The sequence below is a fragment of the Streptomyces mayonensis genome, assembly GCF_018982965.1.
Classification (GTDB): domain Bacteria; phylum Actinomycetota; class Actinomycetes; order Streptomycetales; family Streptomycetaceae; genus Streptomyces; species Streptomyces mayonensis.
The window spans coordinates 1-22,805 of sequence record NZ_JACBYP010000053.1 but is presented as its reverse complement, the minus strand read 5'-3'; the positions used below and the strand labels follow the sequence as shown (position 1 = coordinate 22,805).

The following is a 22,805-nucleotide window of genomic DNA, read 5'->3' as shown; positions in this document are numbered from 1 at the left end:
GGGGAAGCGGGGGAGGTAGCAGCATGCTTCCGGTGGAAATGGTGGGAGGGGCGTCCGCCGCAAGGGCGGCCAACCTGGAGGTCACGGGCGAGGCGCTGTCGACGTTCGTGAAGCGGGTGGACAGCGCACTTCGCAATCTCGAGGGCTCGGCGGGCGATCCGACGCACATCGGCGCACAAAGGATCAAGCCCTCTTCGCTCAACAGCGGCAGCACGGGCGCCTTCCCGGAGGCCCACGCGTTGTACCTGCAGTACAACCGGGTCCATGAAGAGCTCACCAGCCTCTCGAAGACACTGCACCTTCAGATCGAGGCGATCGGTATCGCCGTCCGGGGTGCGCACGTGGGCTTCGACAACCTCGAAGAGGAGCAGCGCCGCCGCTTCGCGCAGATTCAGGCGCAGATCCAGCAGATCGAGGATGCCAAGGGCGACGAGCGGCGCCCCGAACCGACCGTCAGCGGGAGCCTTTGAAGATGTCCGACAATCACCACGAGGCGGACTACGACCGAGTCTCTCAGCAGAATGCTGTTGCGGACTTCACTCGAGGCCTGGAAGACCGTCCTTCGTTCGGCATCTTCAACAGGATTCTGCAGTCGGCTGTCGAATCGACGCCGCTGGGTTCTGCCATGCAGGGCCGGACGAACTTCGAGCACCACGACCTCAACGAGATGGTCGGCCTCGTTGAAAAGACGAACCCGGAAGACCTGGAGAGCTCCGGCAAAGCGCTGTGGGATGCGCGAGACGCCATCAAGGACGCAGCCAAGGAACTGGACGGTCATATCGGGAGTGTGCGTTGGGTGGGCGAGGCGGGGGAAGCCTTCCGAACGTGGGGGCGCTCTCTGGTCACCAGTACGCACGGCCTCAGTGCCTTTGCCGGCGCGGCGGGAGACCAGATCACTGCTGCCGCTGTGGGTCTGGCGAACGTACGCACTGCCATGCCGGAACGTGATACAAGGCCGACGAGCAAAGCGCTGCGGCCCGAGCAACTCCCGACGCCTAAGCAGGTCGAGGGCAACAGCGAGTACGCGGAAGCGGTTCGTGTCGAGAAGAACCGCCAAGAGGCGATCAACCAGATGAACCGGTTGTCGTCCTACTACGCTGTGTCGGAGGAGGTGCTGGCAGGGCTGGAACCGCCGACGTTCAAGGCTATGCCGGATGTGGGGGTCCCGAAGCCCAGCAACGATGTCATTAGGGACGTGCCCACTGGCCGCCAGCCCGGTGGCGTTCACGGAAGCGAGGCTGGAGGCCCCGCAGGTGGCCGTTCGATCACGGCCATGGAGGATCCCGCTCGGCCCCAGGAAGCCGGTGGCACGGTCACTTCTCCTGTAGGGATCATGAGGCAGACCGTCTTCACTGACCCGCCCGTTGCGACGACCATCGACAGTGTTGATACGCCGAAGCTCCCCACAGCTCCCACTGCCGGTCACACGGCGCCGATCACACTGCCTCCGACTGAAAGCGGGGGGACGATCGGTCCGTCCCCATCCGGCTTTGGCGCTCCAGTGCCCCCTGGTCGCTCCGGCCGGGCTGATGGTGGACCCGGCCGTGCCAAGGCGCCCTTCTCCGCCCAGGGGCGTGTGACTCCTCCCGGCTCGGGTGGGGCCTCGGGTCCGGGGCGTCCGGGCAACCAGGGCCCCTTCAATCAGGTGGGACGTCCGACGCCTGCCGGGCAGCAGCCCGGGGCCAAGGGGATCACGTCTGGAGCCAAGCCGTCTCCCATGGGGCATGGGGTGAGCGGCGGTACACCGCGTCCCAATCCCACGATGGCACCGAGGCCGACGAGTGGCCCGGTTACGGGCGCGGGCCGCACCGGTGGGGTGGTCGGAGGTCGGCCGGCGAGTACTGCAGGAGTACCAGGACGAGGTGGTCTGAAGATCCCCCGTGGCACGGTCGTCGGGGCCGATGCCGGGTCTCAGTCGGGCAAGGGTCGCTCCACGACGAAGCCTGGTATCACTGGTGTGCCCGCGGGGCCGAGGTCTGCCGCCCGCGCCGAACGGAACGGCATGACCCGTGGTGGTGCGGGGCTCGTACGCGGTCCCGGCGGACGTGGGCGCCGGGATGACGAACGCAGGGAGGAAGGCGCGGAGCGACCCGACTACCTGGTCGAGGACGAAGAGACGCACCTGCCTACGAATCCCCGGCGCGATGTGCCGCCGGTTGTCAACTGAGCGCGAGCGAGGACTCACCCCATCATGAAGTCAGCAACACGCCGAGGGCTGCGAGTACGCGTAGGGGGCGCCGTCGCGAGCGGCCTGATTGCCGTTGGCGTGAGCTTCGCTCCTGGTGCCACTGCGGCCGATGTGCAGTCGGAGCAGTGGTACCTGGGGCCGATGCAGGCCGAGGAGATGTGGAAGGCCAGTAAGGGGGAGAGCATCAAGGTCGCTGTGATTGACACTGGAGTCAACCCCAACACGCCTTCACTCCAAGGCCAGGTTCTGGCTGATGAAGTACCGGCACAAGTCGCGTACGGAGCCACGGAGGATTACGACGGCCACGGGACGACCATGGCGGAGCTGATCGCCGGCACCGGCGCGGGGGGCGGGATCCGAGGACTGGCACCTGATGCCAAGATTGTGCCGTACCGCATCGCGCTAGGGAGCTCACTTACCGCCAAGGAAGAGAAGCGAGCCCCTACTGCGATGGAAGCGATCAAGGCCGCCGCGGACAGTGACGCGCACATCATCAGTATGTCCTTCACCTCTCCCGCCTACGATTCGGACTTCGAAAACGCGGTGGAGTACGCAGCGTCCAAGGGGAAGTTGTTGGTATCGGGCGTGGGAAACGAGGGCCGAGACAGTGGGTATATCGGCTACCCAGCTGCCTATCCGTATGTCATCGGTGTGTCATCCATTGATGAAAAGAGCAATATCTCGGACTTCGCCCAGTCGGGCAATTACGTCGACTTGGTGGCACCGGGTGAGAACATCCCAGGCTACTGCAAGCCGAACTTCGACCAGTACTGTCCCGACGTGCCAGGCACCAGTTCCTCCACCGCCATCACCTCCGCCGCGGCCGCCCTCATCTGGTCCGCACACCCCGACTGGACGGCGAACCAGGTCACGCGGGCGCTGATCGACACCGCCGGCCGCAAGTGGCCCAAGGACAAGCCGACCGCGACCGCCGGTTACGGGACCATCCGCCCCCGCTCGGTGCTGGCGGACCCGGACTACGACGCCGGTGAGCCGTACTCCGACCCGCTCCGGAAGGAGAACACGCAGGAGGGGGAGAAGCTGGTGACGGAGATCCCGCCGGCGTCCGCCTCTTCGAAGCCTTCCGCGGGTGCAACAGCCCCGTCACAAGGTGCCGCAGGGTCTTCTGAGGACAAGCCGGCAGCAGGGTCGGACGATGCGAAGGCCGTGGCGGCCGACGCGTCGGGCGACGGCAGCAGCACCCTCTGGATCGCACTGGGGGCCGCCGCAGCCGTGCTCGTGGTCGGCGGAGGCGTCTTCGCCGTACTGCGGGCTCGGCGCGCGAACTGACACCGGCGTCGTCGGTGTCGTATGGAGAGAAGTAACAGGGAGGGCAGGGGCGGATCATGGCCGTCGACCAGAAGCTCGAAGACGCAGCGGTAGTCAAGCTGCAGAAGGACATGTACGAGAAGTTCGAGAGCATCCGCAAGCGGGTGCACAACCTGCAGGGTGTCATCGACAGCCTCGAGGGTCAGTGGCAGGGCATCGGACGGGCGGCGTTCGACACGAAGCAGTACGAGATCAACACGTCGCTGCAGAACATGGGCCGCATCCTCGGTGATGTCGTCGAGGCGATGACCGCGACGCGCAACATCAAGGACAGCAAGGAAGACGAGGTCCGCGCGGCCGTCAACAAGATCAACATCAATGACGGTGCTCCCACGGTCCAGTCGTCGCCGTTCAGTTCGTTCTGAGGCGAGAAGGTCCGGCCGGCCGCCGGTCGGACGCAGCCGCAGACGGAACACCGAGACGGGGCACGGTCGGAATGACCGGCAATGAAATGGTCGGAAGGAAACGAGGTGCGCAGGGATGAGCCGTAACGCGGACGGTCTGCAGGTGACGTACGACGGACTCGACGTCGCGGCGACCAACATCGCCAACGAGGCGAAGCTGCTCGACGAGGACATCCAACAGCTCCGCAAGATGGTGGAGGGCAGCAAGCAGTACTGGGTGGGCAAGGCCCAGGGCACCTACGACGAGAAGCTGCGCCGCTGGGACAAGGAAGCCAGCGACATCCACCAGGCCCTCATGGGCATTGGCCATGTCGTGGGCTCGTCCGGCGGTACGTACATGGAGGGCGACCTGGCGGCGTCCAGGTACCTGCAGTAGTCGGAAGAAGGCCGGCAACGAGGGTGGGCGTGCGCGGGAGACGCCCACCCTCGTGGCGTTTCAGGGCCCGGGGCCGGGCGGGCAGCTCGCGGTTCGTACCGCCGTGACGTGCTGCGGACCGTTCGCCGAAGGGGACGCGGGCTTCACCGTGCGTCCTGTTCCTCCGCCAGCCCCACCTGGACCAACGGCTTCCCGCGTCTGCGGGAGACGAACACGCCCCGCCCCGGAGGCATCGGCCGCGGGCGCACCCCGCCCAGCAGGTCGCCCTCGGCCGGATCGCCGCTGAGGACGACGCCCTGGGCGCCGAGTTCCTTGATGCGCTGCATGAACGCCTCGTAGCCGGCACGGCCCGCGCCCGCCGTGGAGCGGGCGATGATGAAGCGCACGCCGACGTCCCGGGCGAAGGGCAGGAGTTCGGTCAGGCCCGCCAGCGGATTGCCGCTCGACGTGGCGACCAGGTCGTAGTCGTCGATGACGATGTACACCGTCGGCCCCTGCCACCAACTGCGGTCGCGCAACTGCTCCGGCGTGACGTCGGCGGTGGGGGTGCGGCGCTGCATCAGCTCGGCCAGGGCGTCCATGTGGTGCTGCATCTGGTTCGACATGGGCACGTACTCGGCCAGGTGCGAGGGCGGTGTCACCCCCAGCAGGGAGCGGCGGTTGTCGATGACGAACAGCTTGCAGGAGTTGCCGTCGTAGCGTTCGCCGAGCCGCCGGATGAGAGCCTTCAGGAGGTTGGACTTGCCGGACTCGCTCTCGCCGAAGACCAGGAAGAACGGGTCCGTGTCGAAGTCCACGAAGACCGGCTCGAGGGCGTCCTCGTCCAGGGCGAACGACACCCCGCGGCGGGGGAACCGGTCGCCGGGGGGAAGCTGGTGCAGCGGGAACTCGCGCGGCAGCAGGCGCACCGCGGGCGCACCCGGCTGCTGCCAGTGGCGGGCGACCTCGGTTCCGAGCGCCTGGGTGGCCTCGGCGAGATCCGTGTCGGAGGACAGCCCGTCGATGCGGGGGACCGCCGCCATGAAGTGCTGCTTCTGCGGGGTCTGGCCGCGCCCGGGGACGCCCGTCGGCACGTTCGCCGCGACCTTGCGGTCGAACTCCGAGTCCATGGTGTCGCCGAGCCGCAGTTCGAGGCGGTTCATCAGGTGGTCCTTGAGATTGCTGCGGACCTCCATGGAGCGCGAGGCGGTGAGTATCACATGGATGCCGTAGCCGAGGCCGCGTGACGCGATGTCGAGGACGACCGACTCCAGCCCCTCGTAGTCCGTGCGGAAGTTCCCCCAGCCGTCGATGACCAGGAAGACGTCGCCCCACGGCTGATCGGTCACCGAGATGTCACCCCGGGCGCGGCGCGCACGGAACTCCGCGATCGACGAGATGCCGGAGGTTCGGAAGTACTCCTCGCGGCGGGTCATGACGCCGTAGACCTCGGCCGTCGTACGCCGTACCTTCTCGGGGTCGAGGCGCGAGGCCACGCCTCCGACGTGGGGCAGGCCGGCCACCGCCGACAGGCCGCCGCCACCGAAGTCCAGTCCGTAGAACTGCACCTCGTGCGGGGTGTGCGTGAGGGCGAAGGACGCGATGAGCGAGCGCAGCAGCGTCGACTTGCCGGACTGCGGTCCGCCGAGGATCTGCATGTGACCGGCGGCGCCCCCGAAGTCCACCCACAGCGGGTCCCGGCGCTGCTCGTACGGCTTGTCGACGATGCCGGCGGGCACGACGAGCCGTCCCGCGCCCTCGTAGCCCGGCTGTGTCAGGCCGCGCCCCGCCACCTGTGCGAGGCCGGGCAGCAGCGCGTCGAGCGGCGGCGGACTGTCCAGCGGCGGCAACCACACCTGGTGGGCGCTCGGGCCCTGTGCCTCCAGACGCCGCACCACGACGTCGAGCACGGTGTCGGCGAGCGCGGAGTCGACCTCCTCCGGGCTCTCCTCGCGCTGCGGGGGCACCGCCGCGTACCGCACCGGGACCTCGGCGGCGGTGAACAGTACGGGCTGCCGGTCGACGGGCAGCGGGCCGCCGGCGGACATCGACTGCTGCGCGGCCGTGCGGTACATGCCCGAGACGTACGCGGCCTTGAAGCGCACCATTTCGTCCGTGCCGAACTTGAGGAAACCGGAACCGGGGACGTTGGGCAGTTCGTAGGCGTCGGGGACACCGAGCGCGGCCCGGGACTCGGCGGCGGAGAAGGTGCGCAGACCGATCCGGTACGACAGGTAGGTCTCCAGGCCGCGCAGGCGGCCCTCCTCCAGGCGCTGCGAGGCGAGCAGCAGATGGACGCCCAGCGACCGGCCGATGCGGCCGATCTGGACGAACATCTCGATGAAGTCCGGCTTCGCCGTGAGCAGTTCGCTGAACTCGTCGATCACCAGCACCAGCGAGGGGATCGGCTGGAGCGCGGCGCCGGCCGCGCGGGCCTTCTCGTAGTCGTGGATGTTGGCGTAGTTGCCGGCGTCCCGGAGCATCTCCTGCCGGCGGTTGAGCTCGCCGCGGATCGAGTCGCCCATCCGGTCGACCAGGGTCAGGTCGTCCGCCAGGTTGGTGATCACGGCGGCGACGTGCGGCAGTTGGGCCATCCCGGCGAAGGTCGCACCGCCCTTGAAGTCGGCGAGCACGAAGTTGAGGGTCTCGGAGGAGTGGGTCACGGCCAGGCCGAGGACCAGCGTGCGCAGCAGCTCCGACTTGCCGGAACCGGTCGCGCCCACGCACAGGCCGTGCGGCCCCATGCCCTCCTGAGCCGCCTCCTTGAGGTCGAGCATCACGGGCCTGCCGTCCTCGCCGACGCCGATCGGCACCCTGAGCCGTTCCGACTGGGAGCGGGGCCGCCAGGTCCGGCTCGGATCGACGGACGCGGCGTCACCGAGGTTGAGGAGGTCGGTGAACTCCAGATTGGCCAGGAGCGGTTCGTCGTCGTCCCCGCCGGTTCCCGCGCGCAACGGCGCGAGCTGCCTCGCCAGCGCTTCCGCGCTCTCCCGGGAGAGGACGTCGGGGCTGCCCTCGTACACCGCGCCGTGCGCCGCCTCCAGAAGCAGTCTGCCGGGCTGTACGACGAGCGAGAGGTCGCCGCGTCCGGTGGTGAGGGTGCCGGGCACGATCTCCAGCACGGTCACCCCCTGCAGGCCCTCCGGGCTCGCCAGCAGCGACGTGGGCGGCAGGGAGACCCCGTCGAGCACGATGACCAGGTGCGGCTGGTCGGGCACCGGCCGGCCCGCCGGATGGAACCTGGGGCGGCCCTCGAGACGGGCGCCGAGCAGCGCTTCGAGGGCCATCGGGTCGGCCGTCATCAGCCGTCGTGAACCCGCACCGTCGGCGTCGCGGTCCGCCTGCACGTGCGGGAGCCACTTCGCCCACTCCCAACCCGGCGCCGACTCCCGTCCGGTGGCGACGGCGATCACCAGGTCCTCGGGGGAGTGCAACGCGGCGAGCGAGGCGGTGAGGGCCCGGGCGGCGCCCTGCACGGTGACCGGCTCGCCGCTGATCGTCACGTGGTAGAACGCCCGCAGGGAGACCGCCATCGGCAAGTCCTCAAGGGTGCTGTGCGTGGCGATGAAGCGATGCATGGCACCCGCGCTCAGCGGCTCTAGCTCGTCCACCGGAGCGGTCTCCGGCGGAACCAGAGGGGTGGCCAGGGCCTGCGGGCCGAGTCCCACGCGCACCTGGGCGAAGTCCTCGTCGCCCGTGCGCCGTTCCCACAGCCGGCTGCCCTCGGCGACCAGCGCCCACAACTGTTCCGGTGAGGGATGCAGGTAGTACTGGGCGTCGCGCTGGGCCTTCGCCGTCTCGTGGGCGGCGCGCCTGGTCTGCGACAGGTAGCGGAGATAGTCCCTGCGTGTGTCGGCCATCTGCCCCTGGTTGCCGCGGCGGTAGCGCACCAGCATCGCGATGCCCATGGCGATCGTGGACGCGATCATCACCATGCCCATGATCTTCATGATGGGCTGGGCCTGGGGATTGAAGAAGAACACGACGGACCCGCCCATGCCGAGCATGGGCAGGAGTTGCATCCACGCGCCCTCCTGCTGCCCGCGCGGAAGCTCCGGGGGCGACTGCAGGCGGATCTCTTCCGTGGGCACGTTCTTCGGCAGCGCCCTGGGCGGGCGCTTGACGACGATGTGGCTCACTTCGCCCCGATTTCCTTGCCGACAAGACCTGTTCCGTCCACCGCTCGCCTGCCGGTGCACGTCGATCACGAAGGGCGATCCTACTGACACACACGGACAACAGTGGGCGGTAGGGTGCCCGTGATGCGTGTGAGCGGTTGCGAACCCGCCTGGGAACGCGGGTGACCCGCGAAGAGCGCAACGTTCGACACCACTCCCTCGCGCCGTCGTGCGGCGGTGGGAGGGTGGCACGGAACAACCGAGCAGGATCCATCAGGATCCGTACCGAGGGACAGGGCGCGCCGCTGCCGCACCCTGTCGACATCACCTACGAGGGGGACAACGGGTGAGCATGACGGCCTCCGCGTCGACCGGCGCGCCAGGCGCTCCAGGCACGGGCACCGGAAGTCCGGCCGCAGCGGGCGCGGGGCTCGGCTTCTGCCGGGTCACCATCGTCGCGCCCGACAGCCGCATCGACGTCGCCCTCCCGGACGACGTGCCGGTCGCCGACCTGTACCCGGAGATCCTGCGGTTCTCCCGGCAGAGCCCGGCTGAAGGGGCACCCGTCGGGTACCACCTGGTACGCCGTGACGGGACCGTCCTGGACAGCGCCCGGTCCTTCGGGGCGCAGCGCATCCTGGACGGCGAGCTGCTCACGCTGCGCCCTTTCGCCGACTCGCTGCCCCCGGCCGTCTTCGACGACGTGTCGGAAGCGGTGGCCTCCGCCGTCGTCCACGACCGCACACTGTGGGACGGCGCCCTCACCCGCGTCGCCTGCCTGGTCGGAGCGGGTGTACTCCCCGTTCTGCTGGCGTTCGTGGCCTGGAGTTCCCAGGTCCGCCACGACATGCACGGCCTGCAGGGCATCCTCGCCGCGGTCGCCGGAGTCCTGCTGGTCGTCTTCGCGTGCGTGCGGGCCCGTGTGTACGAGGACCGGGGCTCCGCCCTGGCCCTGGGCGTCGGCGGCCTCGCGAACGTCGCCGTGGCGGGCTCCGGGCTGCTCCCGCTCGCCGCGGGGCAGGGCATCGGACGACTCCAGTTCCTCCTGGCGTGCGCGGCGGTCCTGGTCGTCTCCGTCGTGCTCACCCTCGTCTCGCCCAGCGGCGACAGCGCCTTCGTGGCGTTCGTCTTCTCCTCCGCGGTCGGTCTGCTCGCGACGTTCGTGGCGATGCTGACGCACCTCGAGCCCATGGAGACGGCCGCTGTCTGCGCCGTCCTGTCGGTGTGCGCGCTCGCTTTCCTGCCGGGCCTGTCCCTGCGCTTCGCACGGCTGCCCATCGGCTACGAACCGCCCAACCGGCCGCGAGGCTCCTACTCGGCGGACGAGACCGCAGCGCCGGAACCCGTGGACGCCGAGCGCGTCGTCGCCCAGGCCCGTCGCGGCCACGAGCTGCTCGCGGGGCTGGTAGGGGGCTGTGCGCTGGTCTCCGTGGGCGCGTCGATCGTCCTCGGCTTCACCGGTCACGTGTGGGCGCAGCTGCTGGCGCTCGCCACCGGCGTCGCGATGGTGATGCGGGCGCAGCTGTTCCGTTACACCACTCAGGTCGCCGCCACGCTGGCCGCGGGGCTCGGTTGCCTGGTCGCTCTCGGCCTGGGGCTGGCGATGCGCCCGCCGGCGGAGTACTGGCGCGACGCGCTCAGGGGTGACACGGGCGCCCTCGACCTCCGCAGTGTGTGGCTGGTGGCGGCGGTGGCCGCGGCCGTGACTCTGGTCACCGCGATCGGCCTGATCACTCCCCGCCGCGGGGTGACGCCCTTCTGGGGGCGCTTCATGGAGATCGCCGAGGTCTTCGTGCTGCTGACGCTGATTCCTCTGGCGCTCGCGGTGTTCGACGTCTACGCCGCGGCACGGTCGATGACGGGGGACTGAGGGCCGTACCGGCGGCCCCGGAAGGGCCCGGCAGCCGGAAGGGCACAGCGGTCGGAGGAGTACGGCAGTCGGCAGAGCACGGCAGTCGGAGGAGTACGGCAGCCTGAGGAGTGCGGCAAAGAGCGCGGGACACCCCACCCGGCGGCTGCGAGGGCGTAACGACGGGCGGGCGGCATCCAGTGTGCCGCCCGCCCGGGCTGTCACTCCGGGCTGTCACTCCCGGGCGTCACTCCCGACCGTCACTCCGGGGTCGCGGCTCCGCCGCCCGGCGCCGGCTCCAGGTCGAACTCCCCGTCCCGTGCGCCGAGCACGAACGCCCGCCACTCCGCCTCCGTGTACCGCAGCACGGTGTCGGGGTCGAGCGACGAACGCATCGCCACGGCGCCCTCGGGCAGGTAGGCGATCTCCACCCGCTCCTCGTGCTCCTCGGTGCCGGGGGCGCTGTGCCACTCGACGCCGGAGATGTCGAGGGCGTAGAGCTCGTCCCGCTCCCGTTCCTTGCGTGTCCTGAGATCCTGGTCCTCGGCGTCGGCCATCGCGGCTCCGGTCCTTCCTGCTGTGCCAACGAGCTGTGCGGTCACCATACTTGCCAACGTTCTTCCAGGTCAGCGGTTCGCCGATGCGGGTACCGGTTCGGGTGGCGGACAGAGGTGTCCCTACGGGCTGGTACGGTATGGGACGGCCGTTTGTGTACGCGCCCCCGGAGCTTCGGCCCTGGAGGTCGCGCCCAGCGGATCCCCGCCTTCCGAGTCACGGAAGATCCCCCGAGACGTAGACCGGGGGCACTCGGTGGCCACTCACAGACCAAGAGGAGTACGCGTGTCGCTCGACGCCGCAGTGAAGAAGCAGATCATCACCGAGTTCGGTACCAAGGAGGGCGACACCGGCTCCCCCGAGGTCCAGGTCGCCCTGCTGTCCCGTCGGATCTCCGACCTGACCGAGCACCTGAAGACCCACAAGCACGACCACCACTCCCGCCGTGGCCTGCTCATCCTGGTCGGCCAGCGCCGCCGGCTGCTGCAGTACCTCGCCAAGAAGGACATCCAGCGCTTCCGTGCGCTGGTCGAGCGCCTCGGCATCCGCCGCGGTGCGGCGGGCGCCCGCTAGGACGCCGTGAAGGGAGCGGTTCCCATCGTTCGGGGGCCGCTCCCTTTGCTGTACGTGCGCGGTGTTGCCGCCCCTTTGTAGTGTGGTATCAGACACAGGACGCACGATGTGCGCGTACACGTTCGCGTACCCGCACGACGACACACGACGAACGACGAAACACGTACGACGAACACGTACGACGACGAACAAGAACGACACGAGGAGAAGCGCGCCTCGCCGCCGCCGGTCCTCGGTAGTGGCCCCCGGGGGCAGAACCCCGGGTGCTTCGATCGAAGACCGGCCCGCACTGCTGGAGCGCTTCTCCGCCACCGTCCCCCCGCCACACGGGCGAGGAGGGGCGAAAGACGACAAGTATCGGAGAAACCACTAGTGGAGAACGAGACCCACTACGCCGAGGCCGTCATCGACAACGGCGCCTTCGGCACCCGCACCATCCGCTTCGAGACGGGCCGGCTGGCCAGGCAGGCCGCCGGTTCCGCCGTGGCGTACCTGGACGACGACACCATGGTGCTGTCGGCCACCACCGCCTCCAAGAACCCCAAGGACCAGCTCGACTTCTTCCCGCTGACGGTGGACGTCGAGGAGCGGATGTACGCCGCCGGCAAGATCCCCGGCAGCTTCTTCCGCCGCGAGGGCCGGCCCTCCGAGGACGCGATCCTCACCTGCCGCCTGATCGACCGCCCGCTGCGCCCGTCCTTCAAGAAGGGCCTGCGCAACGAGATCCAGGTCGTCGCGACGATCATGGCCCTCAACCCCGACCACCTGTACGACGTCGTGGCGATCAACGCCGCCTCCGCGTCCACGCAGCTGGCCGGCCTGCCCTTCTCCGGCCCGATCGGCGGCGTCCGCGTCGCGCTGATCCGCGGCCAGTGGGTGGCCTTCCCGACGCACACCGAGCTCGAGGACGCCGTCTTCGACATGGTCGTCGCGGGTCGCACCCTGGAGGACGGCGACGTCGCGATCATGATGGTCGAGGCCGAGGCCACCGAGAAGACCATCAAGCTGGTCGAGGGCGGCTCCGAGGCCCCCACCGAGGAGGTCGTCGCCGCCGGTCTGGACGCCGCGAAGCCCTTCATCAAGGTCCTCTGCCGCGCCCAGGCCGACCTCGCCGCCAAGGCCGCCAAGGCCACCGGCGAGTTCCCGATCTTCCTGGACTACCAGGACGACGTCCTCGAGGCGCTCACCGGCGCCGTCCGGCCCGAGCTGGCCCAGGCACTCACCATCGCCGGCAAGCAGGAGCGCGAGGCCGAGCTGGACCGCGTCAAGGCCCTCGCCGCCGAGAAGCTCCTGCCGGAGTTCGAGGGCCGCGAGAAGGAGATCTCCGCCGCGTACCGCTCGCTGACCAAGACCCTGGTCCGTGAGCGCGTCATCAAGGAGAAGAAGCGCATCGACGGCCGCGGTGTCACCGACATCCGCACCCTGGCCGCCGAGGTCGAGGCCATCCCGCGCGTCCACGGATCCGCCCTGTTCGAGCGTGGCGAGACCCAGATCCTGGGCGTCACCACCCTGAACATGCTCCGCATGGAGCAGCAGCTGGACACCCTCTCCCCGGTGACCCGCAAGCGCTACATGCACAACTACAACTTCCCGCCGTACTCCACCGGCGAGACCGGCCGCGTCGGCTCCCCGAAGCGCCGCGAGATCGGCCACGGCGCCCTCGCCGAGCGCGCCCTCGTGCCGGTGCTGCCGACGCGCGAGGAGTTCCCGTACGCGATCCGCCAGGTGTCCGAAGCCCTCGGCTCCAACGGCTCGACGTCCATGGGCTCGGTCTGCGCCTCCACCATGTCGCTGCTGAACGCCGGTGTGCCGCTGAAGGCCCCCGTCGCCGGTATCGCCATGGGCCTGATCTCCCAGGAGATCGAGGGCGAGACGCACTACGTCACCCTCACCGACATCCTCGGTGCGGAGGACGCCTTCGGCGACATGGACTTCAAGGTCGCCGGCACCAAGGAGTTCGTGACCGCCCTCCAGCTCGACACCAAGCTGGACGGCATCCCCGCCTCGGTCCTGGCCGCCGCCCTCAAGCAGGCCCGCGACGCCCGCCTCCACATCCTCGACGTGATGATGGAAGCGATCGACACGCCGGACGAGATGTCCCCGAACGCGCCGCGGATCATCACCGTGAAGATCCCCGTCGACAAGATCGGCGAGGTCATCGGCCCCAAGGGCAAGATGATCAACCAGATCCAGGAGGACACGGGCGCCGACATCACGATCGAGGACGACGGCACCATCTACATCGGTGCCGCCGACGGGCCCGCCGCCGAGGCCGCCCGCGCCACGATCAACGGCATCGCCAACCCGACCATGCCCGAGGTCGGCGAGCGCTACCTGGGCACGGTCGTCAAGACGACCACCTTCGGCGCGTTCGTCTCCCTGCTGCCCGGCAAGGACGGTCTGCTGCACATCTCGCAGATCCGCAAGCTCGCCGGCGGCAAGCGCGTGGAGAACGTCGAGGACGTCCTCGGCGTGGGCCAGAAGGTCCAGGTCGAGATCGCCGAGATCGACTCCCGCGGCAAGCTCTCCCTGATCCCCGTGATCGAGGGCGAGGAAGGCAGCGAAGAGAAGAAGGACGACGCCGACAAGTGACGTCCCGTAGCGCCACGGCGACGGCCCGCACCTCCTCGGAGGCGCGGGCCGTCGCCCGTACCCAAACCCTCATCAAGGGCGAGCACGGCATCGGCACGGTCCGCAAGACCACCCTCCCGGGCGGCCTGCGCATCGTCACCGAGACCCTGCCCTCGGTCCGCTCCGCGACCTTCGGCATCTGGGCCCACGTCGGCTCCCGCGACGAGACCCCGGCCCTCAACGGCGCCACCCACTACCTCGAGCACCTGCTCTTCAAGGGCACCCGCAGGCGCAGCGCCCTGGACATCTCCGCCGCGATCGACGCCGTCGGCGGCGAGATGAACGCGTTCACGGCCAAGGAGTACACGTGCTACTACGCGCGCGTGCTCGACACCGACCTGCCGCTCGCCATCGACGTCGTCTGCGACATGCTGACCGGCTCGCTGATCCAGGAGGAGGACGTCGACGTCGAGCGCGGCGCCATCCTCGAGGAGATCGCGATGACCGAGGACGACGCGGGCGACTGCGTGCACGACCTGTTCGCGCACACCATGTTCGGCGACAACGCGCTGGGCCGTCCCGTCCTCGGCACCGTGGACACGGTCAACGCCCTCACCGCCGACCGCATCCGCCGCTTCTACAAGAAGCACTACGACCCCACCCACCTGGTGGTCGCCGCGGCCGGCAACGTCGACCACCACAAGGTCGTACGCCAGGTCCGCGCCGCCTTCGAGAAGGCCGGCGCCTTCCGGGAGCCGGTGGCCACGCCCCTCGCCCCGCGCGACGGCCGGCGCACGATCCGCGCGGCCGGCCGCGTCGAGCTGATCGGCCGCAGGACCGAGCAGGCCCACGTCATCCTCGGCATGCCCGGCCTCGCCCGCACCGACGAGCGCCGCTGGGCGCTGGGCGTACTGAACACCGCCCTCGGCGGCGGCATGTCCTCCCGCCTGTTCCAGGAGGTGCGCGAGAAGCGCGGTCTCGCCTACAGCGTGTACTCCTACACCTCGGGATTCGCCGACTGCGGACTCTTCGGCGTGTACGCGGGCTGCCGGCCCGCCCAGGTGCACGACGTGCTGAAGATCTGCCGCGACGAGCTCGACCACGTCGCCGAGCACGGACTGACCGACGACGAGATCGGCCGTGCCATCGGCCAGCTGCAGGGCTCCACCGTCCTCGGCCTGGAGGACACGGGCGCGCTGATGAACCGTATCGGCAAGAGCGAACTGTGCTGGGGCGAGCAGATGTCCGTCGACGACATGCTGGCGCGGATAGCCTCGGTCACACCGGACGACGTCCGCGCCGTCGCCCGCGACGTCCTGGGCCGGCGACCGTCCCTGTCGGTCATCGGCCCGCTGAAGGACAAGCAGGCGTCCCGGCTGCACGACGCCGTCGCCTGACGATCCCCGTAAGGAAGCAACAGACATGAGCAAGCTGCGCGTGGCCGTCCTCGGTGCCAAGGGCCGGATCGGCTCCGAGGCGGTACGGGCGGTCGAGGCCGCCGAGGACATGGAGCTGGTCGCCGCCCTCGGCCGGGGCGACAGCCTGGAGGCGCTGGCCGGGGCCGGCGCCCAGGTCGCCGTCGAGCTGACCACCCCCGCCTCGGTGATGGACAACCTCGACTACTGCGTACGCCACGGCATCCACGCCGTCGTCGGCACCACCGGCTGGACCGACGAACGCCTCACGCAGCTGAACACCTGGCTCGACGCCTCCCCGGAGACGGGCGTGCTCATCGCCCCGAACTTCTCCATCGGCGCCGTACTCACCATGAGGTTCGCGCAGCTCGCCGCCCCGTACTTCGAGTCCGTCGAGGTCGTCGAGCTGCACCACCCGAACAAGGTGGACGCCCCCAGCGGCACCGCCACCCGCACCGCCCAGCTGATCGCGGCGGCCCGGCAGAAGGCAGGCTCCGCACAGGCGCCCGACGCCACTGCCACCGCCCTGGACGGTGCCCGCGGCGCGGACGTGGACGGCGTCCCCGTGCACGCGATCCGGCTGCGTGGCCTGCTCGCCCACCAGGAGGTGCTGCTCGGCGGTGAAGGGGAGACCCTCACCGTCCGGCACGACTCCCTGCACCACAGCAGCTTCATGCCGGGCATCCTGCTGGGCGCCCGCCGGGTGGTCACCACGCCGGGCCTCACCTTCGGTCTGGAACACTTCCTGGACCTCGCCTGAGACCTGCCCCAAGTCCCGAACCGAGTCCCGAACCGAGCCCTGAACCGAGACGCGAACCGAGCCCCTGACCCCCATGCGCGCGAAGATCACCTACCTCGTCACGGCCGCCGTCCTGGTCTTCTACTTCGTCCTGGTCGGCAGCCGCGGCGTGCTGCTCATCAAGACCGGCACCCTGCTCACCGTCACCTTCGGCGTCGCGGTGCTGATCCTGCCGGTGATCGGCCTGTGGTTCCTCTGGAAGAACACCCAGTTCGTCCGCCGGGCCAACCAGCTCGCCGCCGAACTCGACGCCGAGGGCGGACTGCCCGTCGACGAGCTGAAGCGCACCCCCAGCGGCCGCGTCGACCGTGAGTCGGCCGACGAGGTCTTCGCGCTGCGCAAGGCCGAGACCGAGGACGCACCCGGCGACTGGCGCAGCTGGTTCCGCCTCGCCGTCGCCTACCACGACGCGCGCGACACCCCGCGCGCCCGCAAGGCGATGCAGCGCGCGATCGCCCTGCACGACGGCAAGCAGGCCGAGGCGGCCTGAAGGGACGAGCCGAGGCGGCCTGACGAGTCGAGGCGGCCTGAAGGGACGAACGGACACTCCCAGGCACGGGCGGAGACGCCTGAGCAGGGAACGGAGACGCCGGGGCAGGTAGTACGGATGCGCCGGGGCAGGAACGGAGACGCCTGGGCAGATACGGAGACGCCGGGGCCCGGACCGCGCTCACGGTCCGGGCCCCGGCGTCTCCGCCCTGTCGTCGGCGCTCAGCGCCGCCGGTACTCGTCGGCCCAGGCCTCCACCGCGTCCGCGGCGCGGTTGAAAGCGTCGTCACGCGCGAGGAAGTCGAAGTTGTGGGTGGTCAGCAGCGGGGGCAGTGTTTCCCCGGTCCGGCCCTGCCGGGCCAGGAGCAGTGCCTGCCCCTGCACCGTGCGCGGCAGACCCAGCCAGCGCACCGGCTGCTGCACGGTGCGCACGCCGGCCACTTGCTGCCACGCCACGGTGCGCGTGCTGAAGAAGCTCACCTGACGCACCCCGTGGGCGCTCACCCACGCCCCCATGCGCAGCAGCCGCAGGGCGCAGGCGACGACGACGGCCGCGATGCCGAAGACCACTCCGGCGGAGGACGGCGAGCCCGCCGCCGCGATGATGACCGCCGCGAACAGCACGAACGAGGCGAGCAGCAGCATCAGCGCCGCCACCCCCACGCGCCAGGGCCCCGGCCGGTAGGGCCGGCGCCACAGGTCGCGGTCGTCGTACGGCAGCGCGACGTCGTCGGCCGCGTCGAAGGCGCGGTCGGCCGTCAGGAAGGGCAGGGGCACGGCTGGTCCTCACTCGTTCCACGGTGTGCTGTGCCCGGTGAGGCTACCGACCTGTGTCTCCGGTCACCACTCTCGGGGTCCGGACGGAGGTCGGTCCGGTCGTCCCCGCCGCGTGTCCGAGCGGTCCTGGGACGCCTGCGACGGCTGCGTGTCTCAGCGGTCCTGGGACGCCTGTGACGGCTGCTTGTGCGGGTTGGGCTGGTCGGCCGACAGGGAGGGCATCCCGATCAGCAGGGACCCCGCGATCCCGGCGACGACGGTCAGACCGAGCAGCCAGCGCCCGGCCAGCTGGCCGAAGGACGCCCGCTCGCGGGGCGGGGGAGTGACATTGCTGCGGAACCTGTCGGCTTCGGCGACGAAGGCGAACGGCACGGGTTCACGCCGGCGGATCATGGAAGCTGCGTCTCCTTCCGGGGACTGAGTGAATCGCTGTTACTCATACAGACGAACGAACGCCCCTTCTGGTGCCCTGTTTCACCGACTTCATTGCGGCACCGCACTGAACGCCCCATTCGGCAAGCCCCGCGGGTGGAGGGCCGTAGAGTGGCCACGCCAAGCGCTGAGACTGACCGAGATTGACCGGGAAGGCCCTCCACACCGTGACCGACACCCCCGCCGACGATTCCAAGATCGAACTTCGCAGCGACGTCACCGTCGAGCTGGTCAAGAGCAGCGCGACCGACTCCGACGTGCTGTTCGCCGCCCGCGTCTCCACCGCCGGGGAGCAGTCCCTGGACGAGTTGAAGAAGGACCCGGAGCGTTCGAAGGGCCTGATCAACTACCTGATGCGGGACCGGCACGGCAGCCCGTTCGAGCACAACTCGATGACCTTCTTCGTCAGCGCCCCGATCTTCGTCTTCCGCGAGTTCATGCGGCACCGGGTCGGCTGGTGCATCGCCGGCGACACCGAGATCACGCTGGAGAGCGAATCCGGCAACCTCCGCCGACGCACCATCGCCGAGCTGTACAAGCTCTGGCACACAGGTGTCGAGGACCGGCTGCCGCACTCCGCGGGCGGAGTGACCTGGCACAGCCGGGCCGGAAAGTGGATGGCACAGGTCAGGCGCGGCGAGAGCAACCACTACCTGGGGCTGTACGAGAACCGTGAGGCGGCCGAGTCCGCCGTGGCGGAGTTCCGCGAGCTGCACCCGAGTACGCGGCTGCGGGGGCTCGAGCCGGTGCGGCGCAGCCATGTGCGCTGCTACGACGAGGAGACGATGCTCGCCCAGCGGGCCAGGATCGTCGACGTGATCCAGTCCGGGGTGAAGAACCTGGTGAGGATCACCACGGCCTCCGGGAAGACGCTCCGCTGCACGGTGGATCACGCCGTGTTCACCCCCGAGGGGTGGCGCAAGGCGGGGGAGCTCGCCGTCGGCGACGCGGTCATGGCCGCCGGTACCGACCCGCGACCCTCCGACGACCTCGTTCCGCCGGGTCTGCGGCGGGGCATCGGCGTGTGGACCGCCATGCGGCGGCAGGAGCTGATCAAGGAGGTCGACACCTGCCACCTCTGCGGCCAGGACTTCCCCCGCGAGCAGCTCGCCCTGGACCACGTCGTCCCCGTGGCACGCGATCTGGCCCAGGCCCTCGACGCCGGGAACCTCGCCCCCGCCTGTGAACCCTGCCACGCGGTCAAGAGCGCCGGTGAGCAGGCGCAGGCACGACGCGGCGGCGAGGTCGCGAAGGCGGTCCCCGACCGGATCGTCGGCATCGAGGACGACGGGGAGGAGATGACCTACGACCTCTCCGTCGAGGGCCCCTGGCACAACTTCCTGGCGGGCGGCATCGTCGTCCACAACTCCTACAACGAGGAGTCCGGCCGCTACCGCGAGCTCCAGCCGGTCTTCTACACGCCGGACGAGTCCCGCAAGCTCGTCCAGCAGGGCCGACCCGGCAAGTACGTCTTCGTCGAGGGCACCGCCGAGCAGCACGAACTGGTGAGCCGGTCCATGGAGGACTCCTACCTGGAGGCCTACCGCACGTACCAGCAGATGCTCGAAGCCGGCGTCGCCCGCGAGGTGGCCCGCGCGGTGCTCCCCGTCGGCCTGTACTCCTCGATGTACGCCACCTGCAACGCCCGCTCGCTGATGCACTTCCTGGGCCTGCGCACCCAGCACGAGCTGGCGAAGGTCCCCTCCTTCCCGCAACGGGAGATCGAGATGGTCGGCGAGAAGATGGAGGCGGAATGGGCCCGGCTCATGCCGCTCACCTACGCCGCCTTCAACGCCAACGGACGCGTCGCACCGTAACGCCCCTGGTACGACCCGCCGCTGCCCATACCGGGCACACATGTGCGCATCGACCGTGCGAAGTGTCCGGATTGCGGCGTCTGTAGTATTTCATCTAGCCTGATCAACGGGACCCGGCACTGCTTGAACCCCCGAGCAGGCAGTGCCGGGCTCCGCATTTCTTCCGACCTGCCATCTCCCCCGAGGGCAGACCCCGCCCTGAGCAACGAGTAGCGTGTAACCCATGGCTCCGACCTCCACTCCGCAGACCCCCTTCGGGCGGGTCCTCACCGCCATGGTCACGCCCTTCACGGCGGACGGCGCACTCGACCTCGACGGCGCGCAGCGGCTCGCCACCCACCTGGTGGACGCAGGCAACGACGGCCTGATTCTCAACGGCACCACCGGAGAGTCCCCCACCACCAGCGACGCGGAGAAAACGGACCTCGTACGAGCCGTCGTGGAGGCCGTCGGCGACCGGGCCCACGTCGTCGCCGGCGTCGGTACCAACAACACCCAGCACAGCATCGAGCTGGCCCGCACGGCCGAGCGCGCCGGCGCACACGGCCTCCTGGTCGTCACGCCGTACTACAACAAGCCCCCTCAGGAGGGCCTGTACCAGCACTTCACGGCCATCGCCGACGCCTCGGCACTGCCCGTCATGCTCTACGACATCCCGGGCCGCAGCGGCGTCCCGATCAACACGGAGACCCTGGTCCGCCTCGCGGAGCACCCGCGGATCGTCGCCAACAAGGACGCCAAGGGCGACCTCGGCCGCGCCAGCTGGGCCATCGCGGGCTCCGGCCTCGCCTGGTACTCCGGCGACGACATGCTCAACCTGCCGCTGCTCTCCGTGGGCGCGGTCGGCTTCGTCTCGGTCGTCGGCCACGTCGTCACCCCGGAACTGCGTGCCATGGTGGACGCACACGTCGCCGGTGACGTACAGAAGGCACTGGAGATCCACCAGAAGCTGCTCCACGTCTTCACCGGCATGTTCCGTACCCAGGGCGTCATGACCACGAAGGCCGCGCTCGCCCTCCAGGGACTGCCCGCCGGACCGCTGCGTGCCCCCATGGTCGGTCTCACGGCAGAGGAGACCGAACAGCTCAAGATCGATCTTGCCGCCGGCGGGGTACATCTCTGACATCAGACTTCGCACCACCGCACGACCGGACGGACTTCACAACTGAATAGGCGGGCCACCGGTGCCCGCACCCCATACGACAACTGCTTCTGCACGAACGTCACGCGCGCCACGTGCCCACCGGTACGTGGCGCGTGTGGTGAGGAGAGTCTTTTGAGTCATCCGCACCCTGAACTGGGCCGGCCCCCGGCGCTTCCCAAGGGCGGCCTCCGGGTCACCCCGCTCGGCGGTCTCGGCGAAATCGGCCGCAACATGACGGTCTTCGAGTACGACGGCCGTCTGCTGATCGTCGACTGCGGAGTGCTCTTCCCCGAGGAGGAGCAGCCCGGAATCGACCTGATCCTGCCGGACTTCTCGTCCATCCGGGACCGCCTCGACGACATCGAGGGCATCGTCCTCACCCACGGCCACGAGGACCACATCGGCGGCGTCCCGTTCCTCCTCAAGGAGAAGCCGGACATCCCGCTGATCGGCTCCAAGCTGACCCTGGCGCTCATCGAGGCCAAGCTCCAGGAACACCGCATCCGTCCGTACACCCTGGAGGTGGCGGAGGGACACCGCGAACGGGTCGGCCCCTTCGACTGCGAGTTCGTCGCGGTCAACCACTCCATCCCGGACGCCCTGGCCGTCGCCATCCGCACCCCTGCGGGCATGGCCGTCCACACCGGCGACTTCAAGATGGACCAGCTCCCGCTGGACGGCCGCCTCACGGACCTGCACTCCTTCGCGCGGCTGAGCGAGGAAGGGATCGACCTTCTCCTCGCGGACTCGACGAACGCCGAGGTCCCGGGCTTCGTCCCGCCCGAGCGGGACATCTCGAACGTCCTGAGGCAGGTCTTCGCCGGGGCCCGCAAGCGCATCATCGTGGCCAGCTTCGCCAGCCACGTCCACCGCATCCAGCAGATCCTCGACGCGGCCCACGAGTACGGCCGCCGGGTGGCCTTCGTCGGCCGCTCGATGGTCCGCAACATGGGCATCGCGAGGGACCTCGGCTACCTGAAGGTCCCGCCGGGGCTCGTGGTGGACGTCAAGACGCTGGACGACCTGCCGGACAGCGAAGTGGTCCTGGTCTGCACGGGCTCCCAGGGCGAACCCATGGCCGCCCTGTCCCGCATGGCCAACCGGGACCACCAGATCCGCATCGTCAGCGGCGACACGGTGATCCTCGCCTCGTCCCTCATCCCGGGCAACGAGAACGCGGTGTACCGCGTGATCAACGGCCTGACCCGCTGGGGCGCCAACGTCGTCCACAAGGGCAACGCCAAGGTCCACGTCTCGGGCCACGCCTCGGCCGGCGAGCTGCTGTACTTCTACAACATCTGCCGCCCGAAGAACCTGATGCCGGTCCACGGCGAATGGCGCCACCTGCGTGCCAACGCCGAACTGGGCGCCCTGACCGGTGTCCCGCACGACCGCATCGTCATCGCCGAGGACGGCGTCGTCGTCGACCTGGTCGAGGGCAAGGCGAAAATCACCGGCAAGGTCCAGGCGGGATACGTCTACGTCGACGGCCTCTCGGTCGGTGACGTCGGGGAGCCCGCCCTCAAGGACCGCAAGATCCTCGGCGACGAGGGCATCATCTCGGTCTTCGTGGTCATCGACTCGTCCACCGGCAAGATCACCGGCGGCCCGCACGTCCAGGCCCGTGGCTCGGGCATCGAGGACTCGGCCTTCGCCGCAGTGCTCCCCAAGGTCACGGAAGCGCTGGAGCGTTCGGCCCAGGACGGAGTCGTCGAGCCCCACCAGCTTCAGCAGCTGGTGCGCAGGACCCTCGGCAAGTGGGTGTCGGACACCTACCGGCGGCGGCCGATGATCCTCCCCGTCGTCGTGGAGGTCTGACGGCCCGTCGGCTCGCCGACAGCGCCAACCTGGAGCGGGGGGGGGGGGGGGGGGGGGGGGGGGGGGGGCGCGCGCCGCGCGGGGGGGGGGGGGGGGGGGGGGGGGGGGGGGGGGGGGGGGGGGGGGGGGGGGGGGGGGGGGGGGGGGGCCGGGCGGCGCGGGGCGCCGCCGC

17 protein-coding genes and 3 pseudogenes are annotated in these 22,805 nt (G+C 69.7%); 16 read left to right on the top strand and 4 right to left on the bottom strand.

The window, feature by feature from the left end; translation table 11 throughout:
- The first annotated feature begins 23 nt into the window (after positions 1-23).
- The 5 genes from HZS56_RS20495 to HZS56_RS20475 all read left to right on the top strand — a co-directional run bounded on the left by HZS56_RS20495 (position 24) and on the right by HZS56_RS20475 (position 4,297).
- Positions 24-470, top strand: coding sequence for a DUF2563 family protein (locus tag HZS56_RS20495; RefSeq protein WP_216722192.1), 447 nt, complete (start codon positions 24-26; stop codon positions 468-470).
- A 2-nt stretch (positions 471-472) separates the two neighbouring features.
- Positions 473-2,167, top strand: coding sequence for a WXG100 family type VII secretion target (locus tag HZS56_RS20490; protein WP_216722191.1), 1,695 nt, complete (start codon positions 473-475; stop codon positions 2,165-2,167).
- A gap of 24 nt (positions 2,168-2,191) precedes the next feature.
- A complete protein-coding gene (locus tag HZS56_RS20485; RefSeq protein ID WP_216722190.1) occupies positions 2,192-3,478 on the top strand; it encodes a S8 family serine peptidase in 1,287 nt (428 codons plus the stop codon).
- A gap of 56 nt (positions 3,479-3,534) precedes the next feature.
- Positions 3,535-3,882, top strand: a complete 348-nt coding sequence (locus HZS56_RS20480) for a WXG100 family type VII secretion target (protein ID WP_216722189.1) — start codon at positions 3,535-3,537, stop codon at positions 3,880-3,882.
- Between the two features lie 115 nt (positions 3,883-3,997).
- A complete protein-coding gene (locus HZS56_RS20475; protein WP_216722188.1) occupies positions 3,998-4,297 on the top strand; it encodes a WXG100 family type VII secretion target in 300 nt (99 codons plus the stop codon).
- 143 nt (positions 4,298-4,440) lie between these two features.
- On the opposite strand, the gene eccCa is transcribed toward HZS56_RS20475, so the two are convergent.
- Positions 4,441-8,415, bottom strand: a complete 3,975-nt coding sequence (gene eccCa, locus HZS56_RS20470; RefSeq protein WP_216722187.1) for a type VII secretion protein EccCa — start codon at positions 8,413-8,415, stop codon at positions 4,441-4,443.
- A gap of 331 nt (positions 8,416-8,746) precedes the next feature.
- On the opposite strand from eccCa, the gene eccD reads away from it, so the two are divergent.
- Positions 8,747-10,264, top strand: coding sequence for a type VII secretion integral membrane protein EccD (eccD, locus tag HZS56_RS20465; RefSeq protein ID WP_216722208.1), 1,518 nt, complete (start codon positions 8,747-8,749; stop codon positions 10,262-10,264).
- A 239-nt stretch (positions 10,265-10,503) separates the two neighbouring features.
- Here the strand turns inward: eccD and HZS56_RS20460 are convergent, their stop codons facing one another.
- Positions 10,504-10,800, bottom strand: coding sequence for a DUF397 domain-containing protein (locus tag HZS56_RS20460; protein WP_216722186.1), 297 nt, complete (start codon positions 10,798-10,800; stop codon positions 10,504-10,506).
- Between the two features lie 283 nt (positions 10,801-11,083).
- On the opposite strand from HZS56_RS20460, the gene rpsO reads away from it, so the two are divergent.
- From rpsO to HZS56_RS20435, 5 genes are all read left to right on the top strand, one after another.
- A complete protein-coding gene (rpsO, locus tag HZS56_RS20455) occupies positions 11,084-11,371 on the top strand; it encodes a 30S ribosomal protein S15 (RefSeq protein ID WP_003973291.1) in 288 nt (95 codons plus the stop codon).
- A gap of 372 nt (positions 11,372-11,743) precedes the next feature.
- Positions 11,744-13,963: a polyribonucleotide nucleotidyltransferase gene (locus tag HZS56_RS20450; protein ID WP_216722185.1), complete on the top strand. Its 2,220-nt coding sequence runs from the start codon at positions 11,744-11,746 to the stop codon at positions 13,961-13,963.
- Positions 13,960-15,339: a M16 family metallopeptidase gene (locus HZS56_RS20445; protein WP_216722184.1), complete on the top strand. Its 1,380-nt coding sequence runs from the start codon at positions 13,960-13,962 to the stop codon at positions 15,337-15,339. Before HZS56_RS20450 ends, HZS56_RS20445 begins: the two co-directional genes overlap by 4 nt.
- 25 nt (positions 15,340-15,364) lie before the next feature.
- A complete protein-coding gene (gene dapB / locus HZS56_RS20440) occupies positions 15,365-16,117 on the top strand; it encodes a 4-hydroxy-tetrahydrodipicolinate reductase (RefSeq protein ID WP_216722183.1) in 753 nt (250 codons plus the stop codon).
- Positions 16,118-16,190: 73 nt separating this feature from the next.
- Positions 16,191-16,646, top strand: a complete 456-nt coding sequence (locus tag HZS56_RS20435) for a tetratricopeptide repeat protein (RefSeq protein ID WP_216722182.1) — start codon at positions 16,191-16,193, stop codon at positions 16,644-16,646.
- Between the two features lie 221 nt (positions 16,647-16,867).
- Here HZS56_RS20435 and HZS56_RS20430 read toward each other — a convergent pair whose 3' ends face one another.
- Positions 16,868-17,422 carry an SCO5741 family PH domain-containing membrane protein gene (locus HZS56_RS20430; protein ID WP_216722181.1) on the bottom strand — a complete coding sequence of 185 codons (555 nt, stop codon included), beginning with the start codon at positions 17,420-17,422 and terminating at the stop codon, positions 16,868-16,870.
- A gap of 153 nt (positions 17,423-17,575) precedes the next feature.
- A complete protein-coding gene (locus HZS56_RS20425) occupies positions 17,576-17,815 on the bottom strand; it encodes a hypothetical protein (protein WP_216722180.1) in 240 nt (79 codons plus the stop codon).
- A gap of 206 nt (positions 17,816-18,021) precedes the next feature.
- On the opposite strand from HZS56_RS20425, the pseudogene HZS56_RS38355 reads away from it, so the two are divergent.
- The 5 genes and pseudogenes from HZS56_RS38355 to HZS56_RS20410 all read left to right on the top strand — a co-directional run.
- Positions 18,022-18,369, top strand: a pseudogene (locus tag HZS56_RS38355) (FAD-dependent thymidylate synthase); the annotation flags it as partial.
- A gap of 102 nt (positions 18,370-18,471) precedes the next feature.
- Positions 18,472-19,218 (top strand): annotated as a pseudogene (locus tag HZS56_RS39220) (HNH endonuclease); the annotation flags it as partial.
- Positions 19,219-19,221: 3 nt separating this feature from the next.
- Positions 19,222-19,671, top strand: a pseudogene (thyX, locus tag HZS56_RS39215) (FAD-dependent thymidylate synthase); the annotation flags it as partial.
- A gap of 223 nt (positions 19,672-19,894) precedes the next feature.
- Complete coding sequence (gene dapA / locus HZS56_RS20415; RefSeq protein WP_216722178.1) at positions 19,895-20,794, top strand: 4-hydroxy-tetrahydrodipicolinate synthase; 900 nt, start codon at positions 19,895-19,897, stop codon at positions 20,792-20,794.
- Between the two features lie 153 nt (positions 20,795-20,947).
- Positions 20,948-22,633, top strand: coding sequence for a ribonuclease J (locus HZS56_RS20410; RefSeq protein ID WP_216722177.1), 1,686 nt, complete (start codon positions 20,948-20,950; stop codon positions 22,631-22,633).
- Positions 22,634-22,805 lie beyond the last annotated feature (172 nt).

What these genes read in the sequence shown, in the direction of transcription:
- HZS56_RS20435 (WP_216722182.1), top strand. Translation starts at nt 16,191, where the DNA reads ATGCGCGCGAAGATCACCTACCTCGTCACGGCCGCCGTCCTGGTCTTC.
- HZS56_RS20425 (WP_216722180.1), bottom strand. Translation starts at nt 17,815, where the DNA reads ATGATCCGCCGGCGTGAACCCGTGCCGTTCGCCTTCGTCGCCGAAGCC.
- eccD (WP_216722208.1), top strand. Translation starts at nt 8,747, where the DNA reads ATGACGGCCTCCGCGTCGACCGGCGCGCCAGGCGCTCCAGGCACGGGC.
- HZS56_RS20495 (WP_216722192.1), top strand. Translation starts at nt 24, where the DNA reads ATGCTTCCGGTGGAAATGGTGGGAGGGGCGTCCGCCGCAAGGGCGGCC.
- HZS56_RS20480 (WP_216722189.1), top strand. Translation starts at nt 3,535, where the DNA reads ATGGCCGTCGACCAGAAGCTCGAAGACGCAGCGGTAGTCAAGCTGCAG.
- HZS56_RS20475 (WP_216722188.1), top strand. Translation starts at nt 3,998, where the DNA reads ATGAGCCGTAACGCGGACGGTCTGCAGGTGACGTACGACGGACTCGAC.
- dapA (WP_216722178.1), top strand. Translation starts at nt 19,895, where the DNA reads ATGGCTCCGACCTCCACTCCGCAGACCCCCTTCGGGCGGGTCCTCACC.
- HZS56_RS20460 (WP_216722186.1), bottom strand. Translation starts at nt 10,800, where the DNA reads ATGGCCGACGCCGAGGACCAGGATCTCAGGACACGCAAGGAACGGGAG.
- HZS56_RS20485 (WP_216722190.1), top strand. Translation starts at nt 2,192, where the DNA reads ATGAAGTCAGCAACACGCCGAGGGCTGCGAGTACGCGTAGGGGGCGCC.
- dapB (WP_216722183.1), top strand. Translation starts at nt 15,365, where the DNA reads ATGAGCAAGCTGCGCGTGGCCGTCCTCGGTGCCAAGGGCCGGATCGGC.
- HZS56_RS20490 (WP_216722191.1), top strand. Translation starts at nt 473, where the DNA reads ATGTCCGACAATCACCACGAGGCGGACTACGACCGAGTCTCTCAGCAG.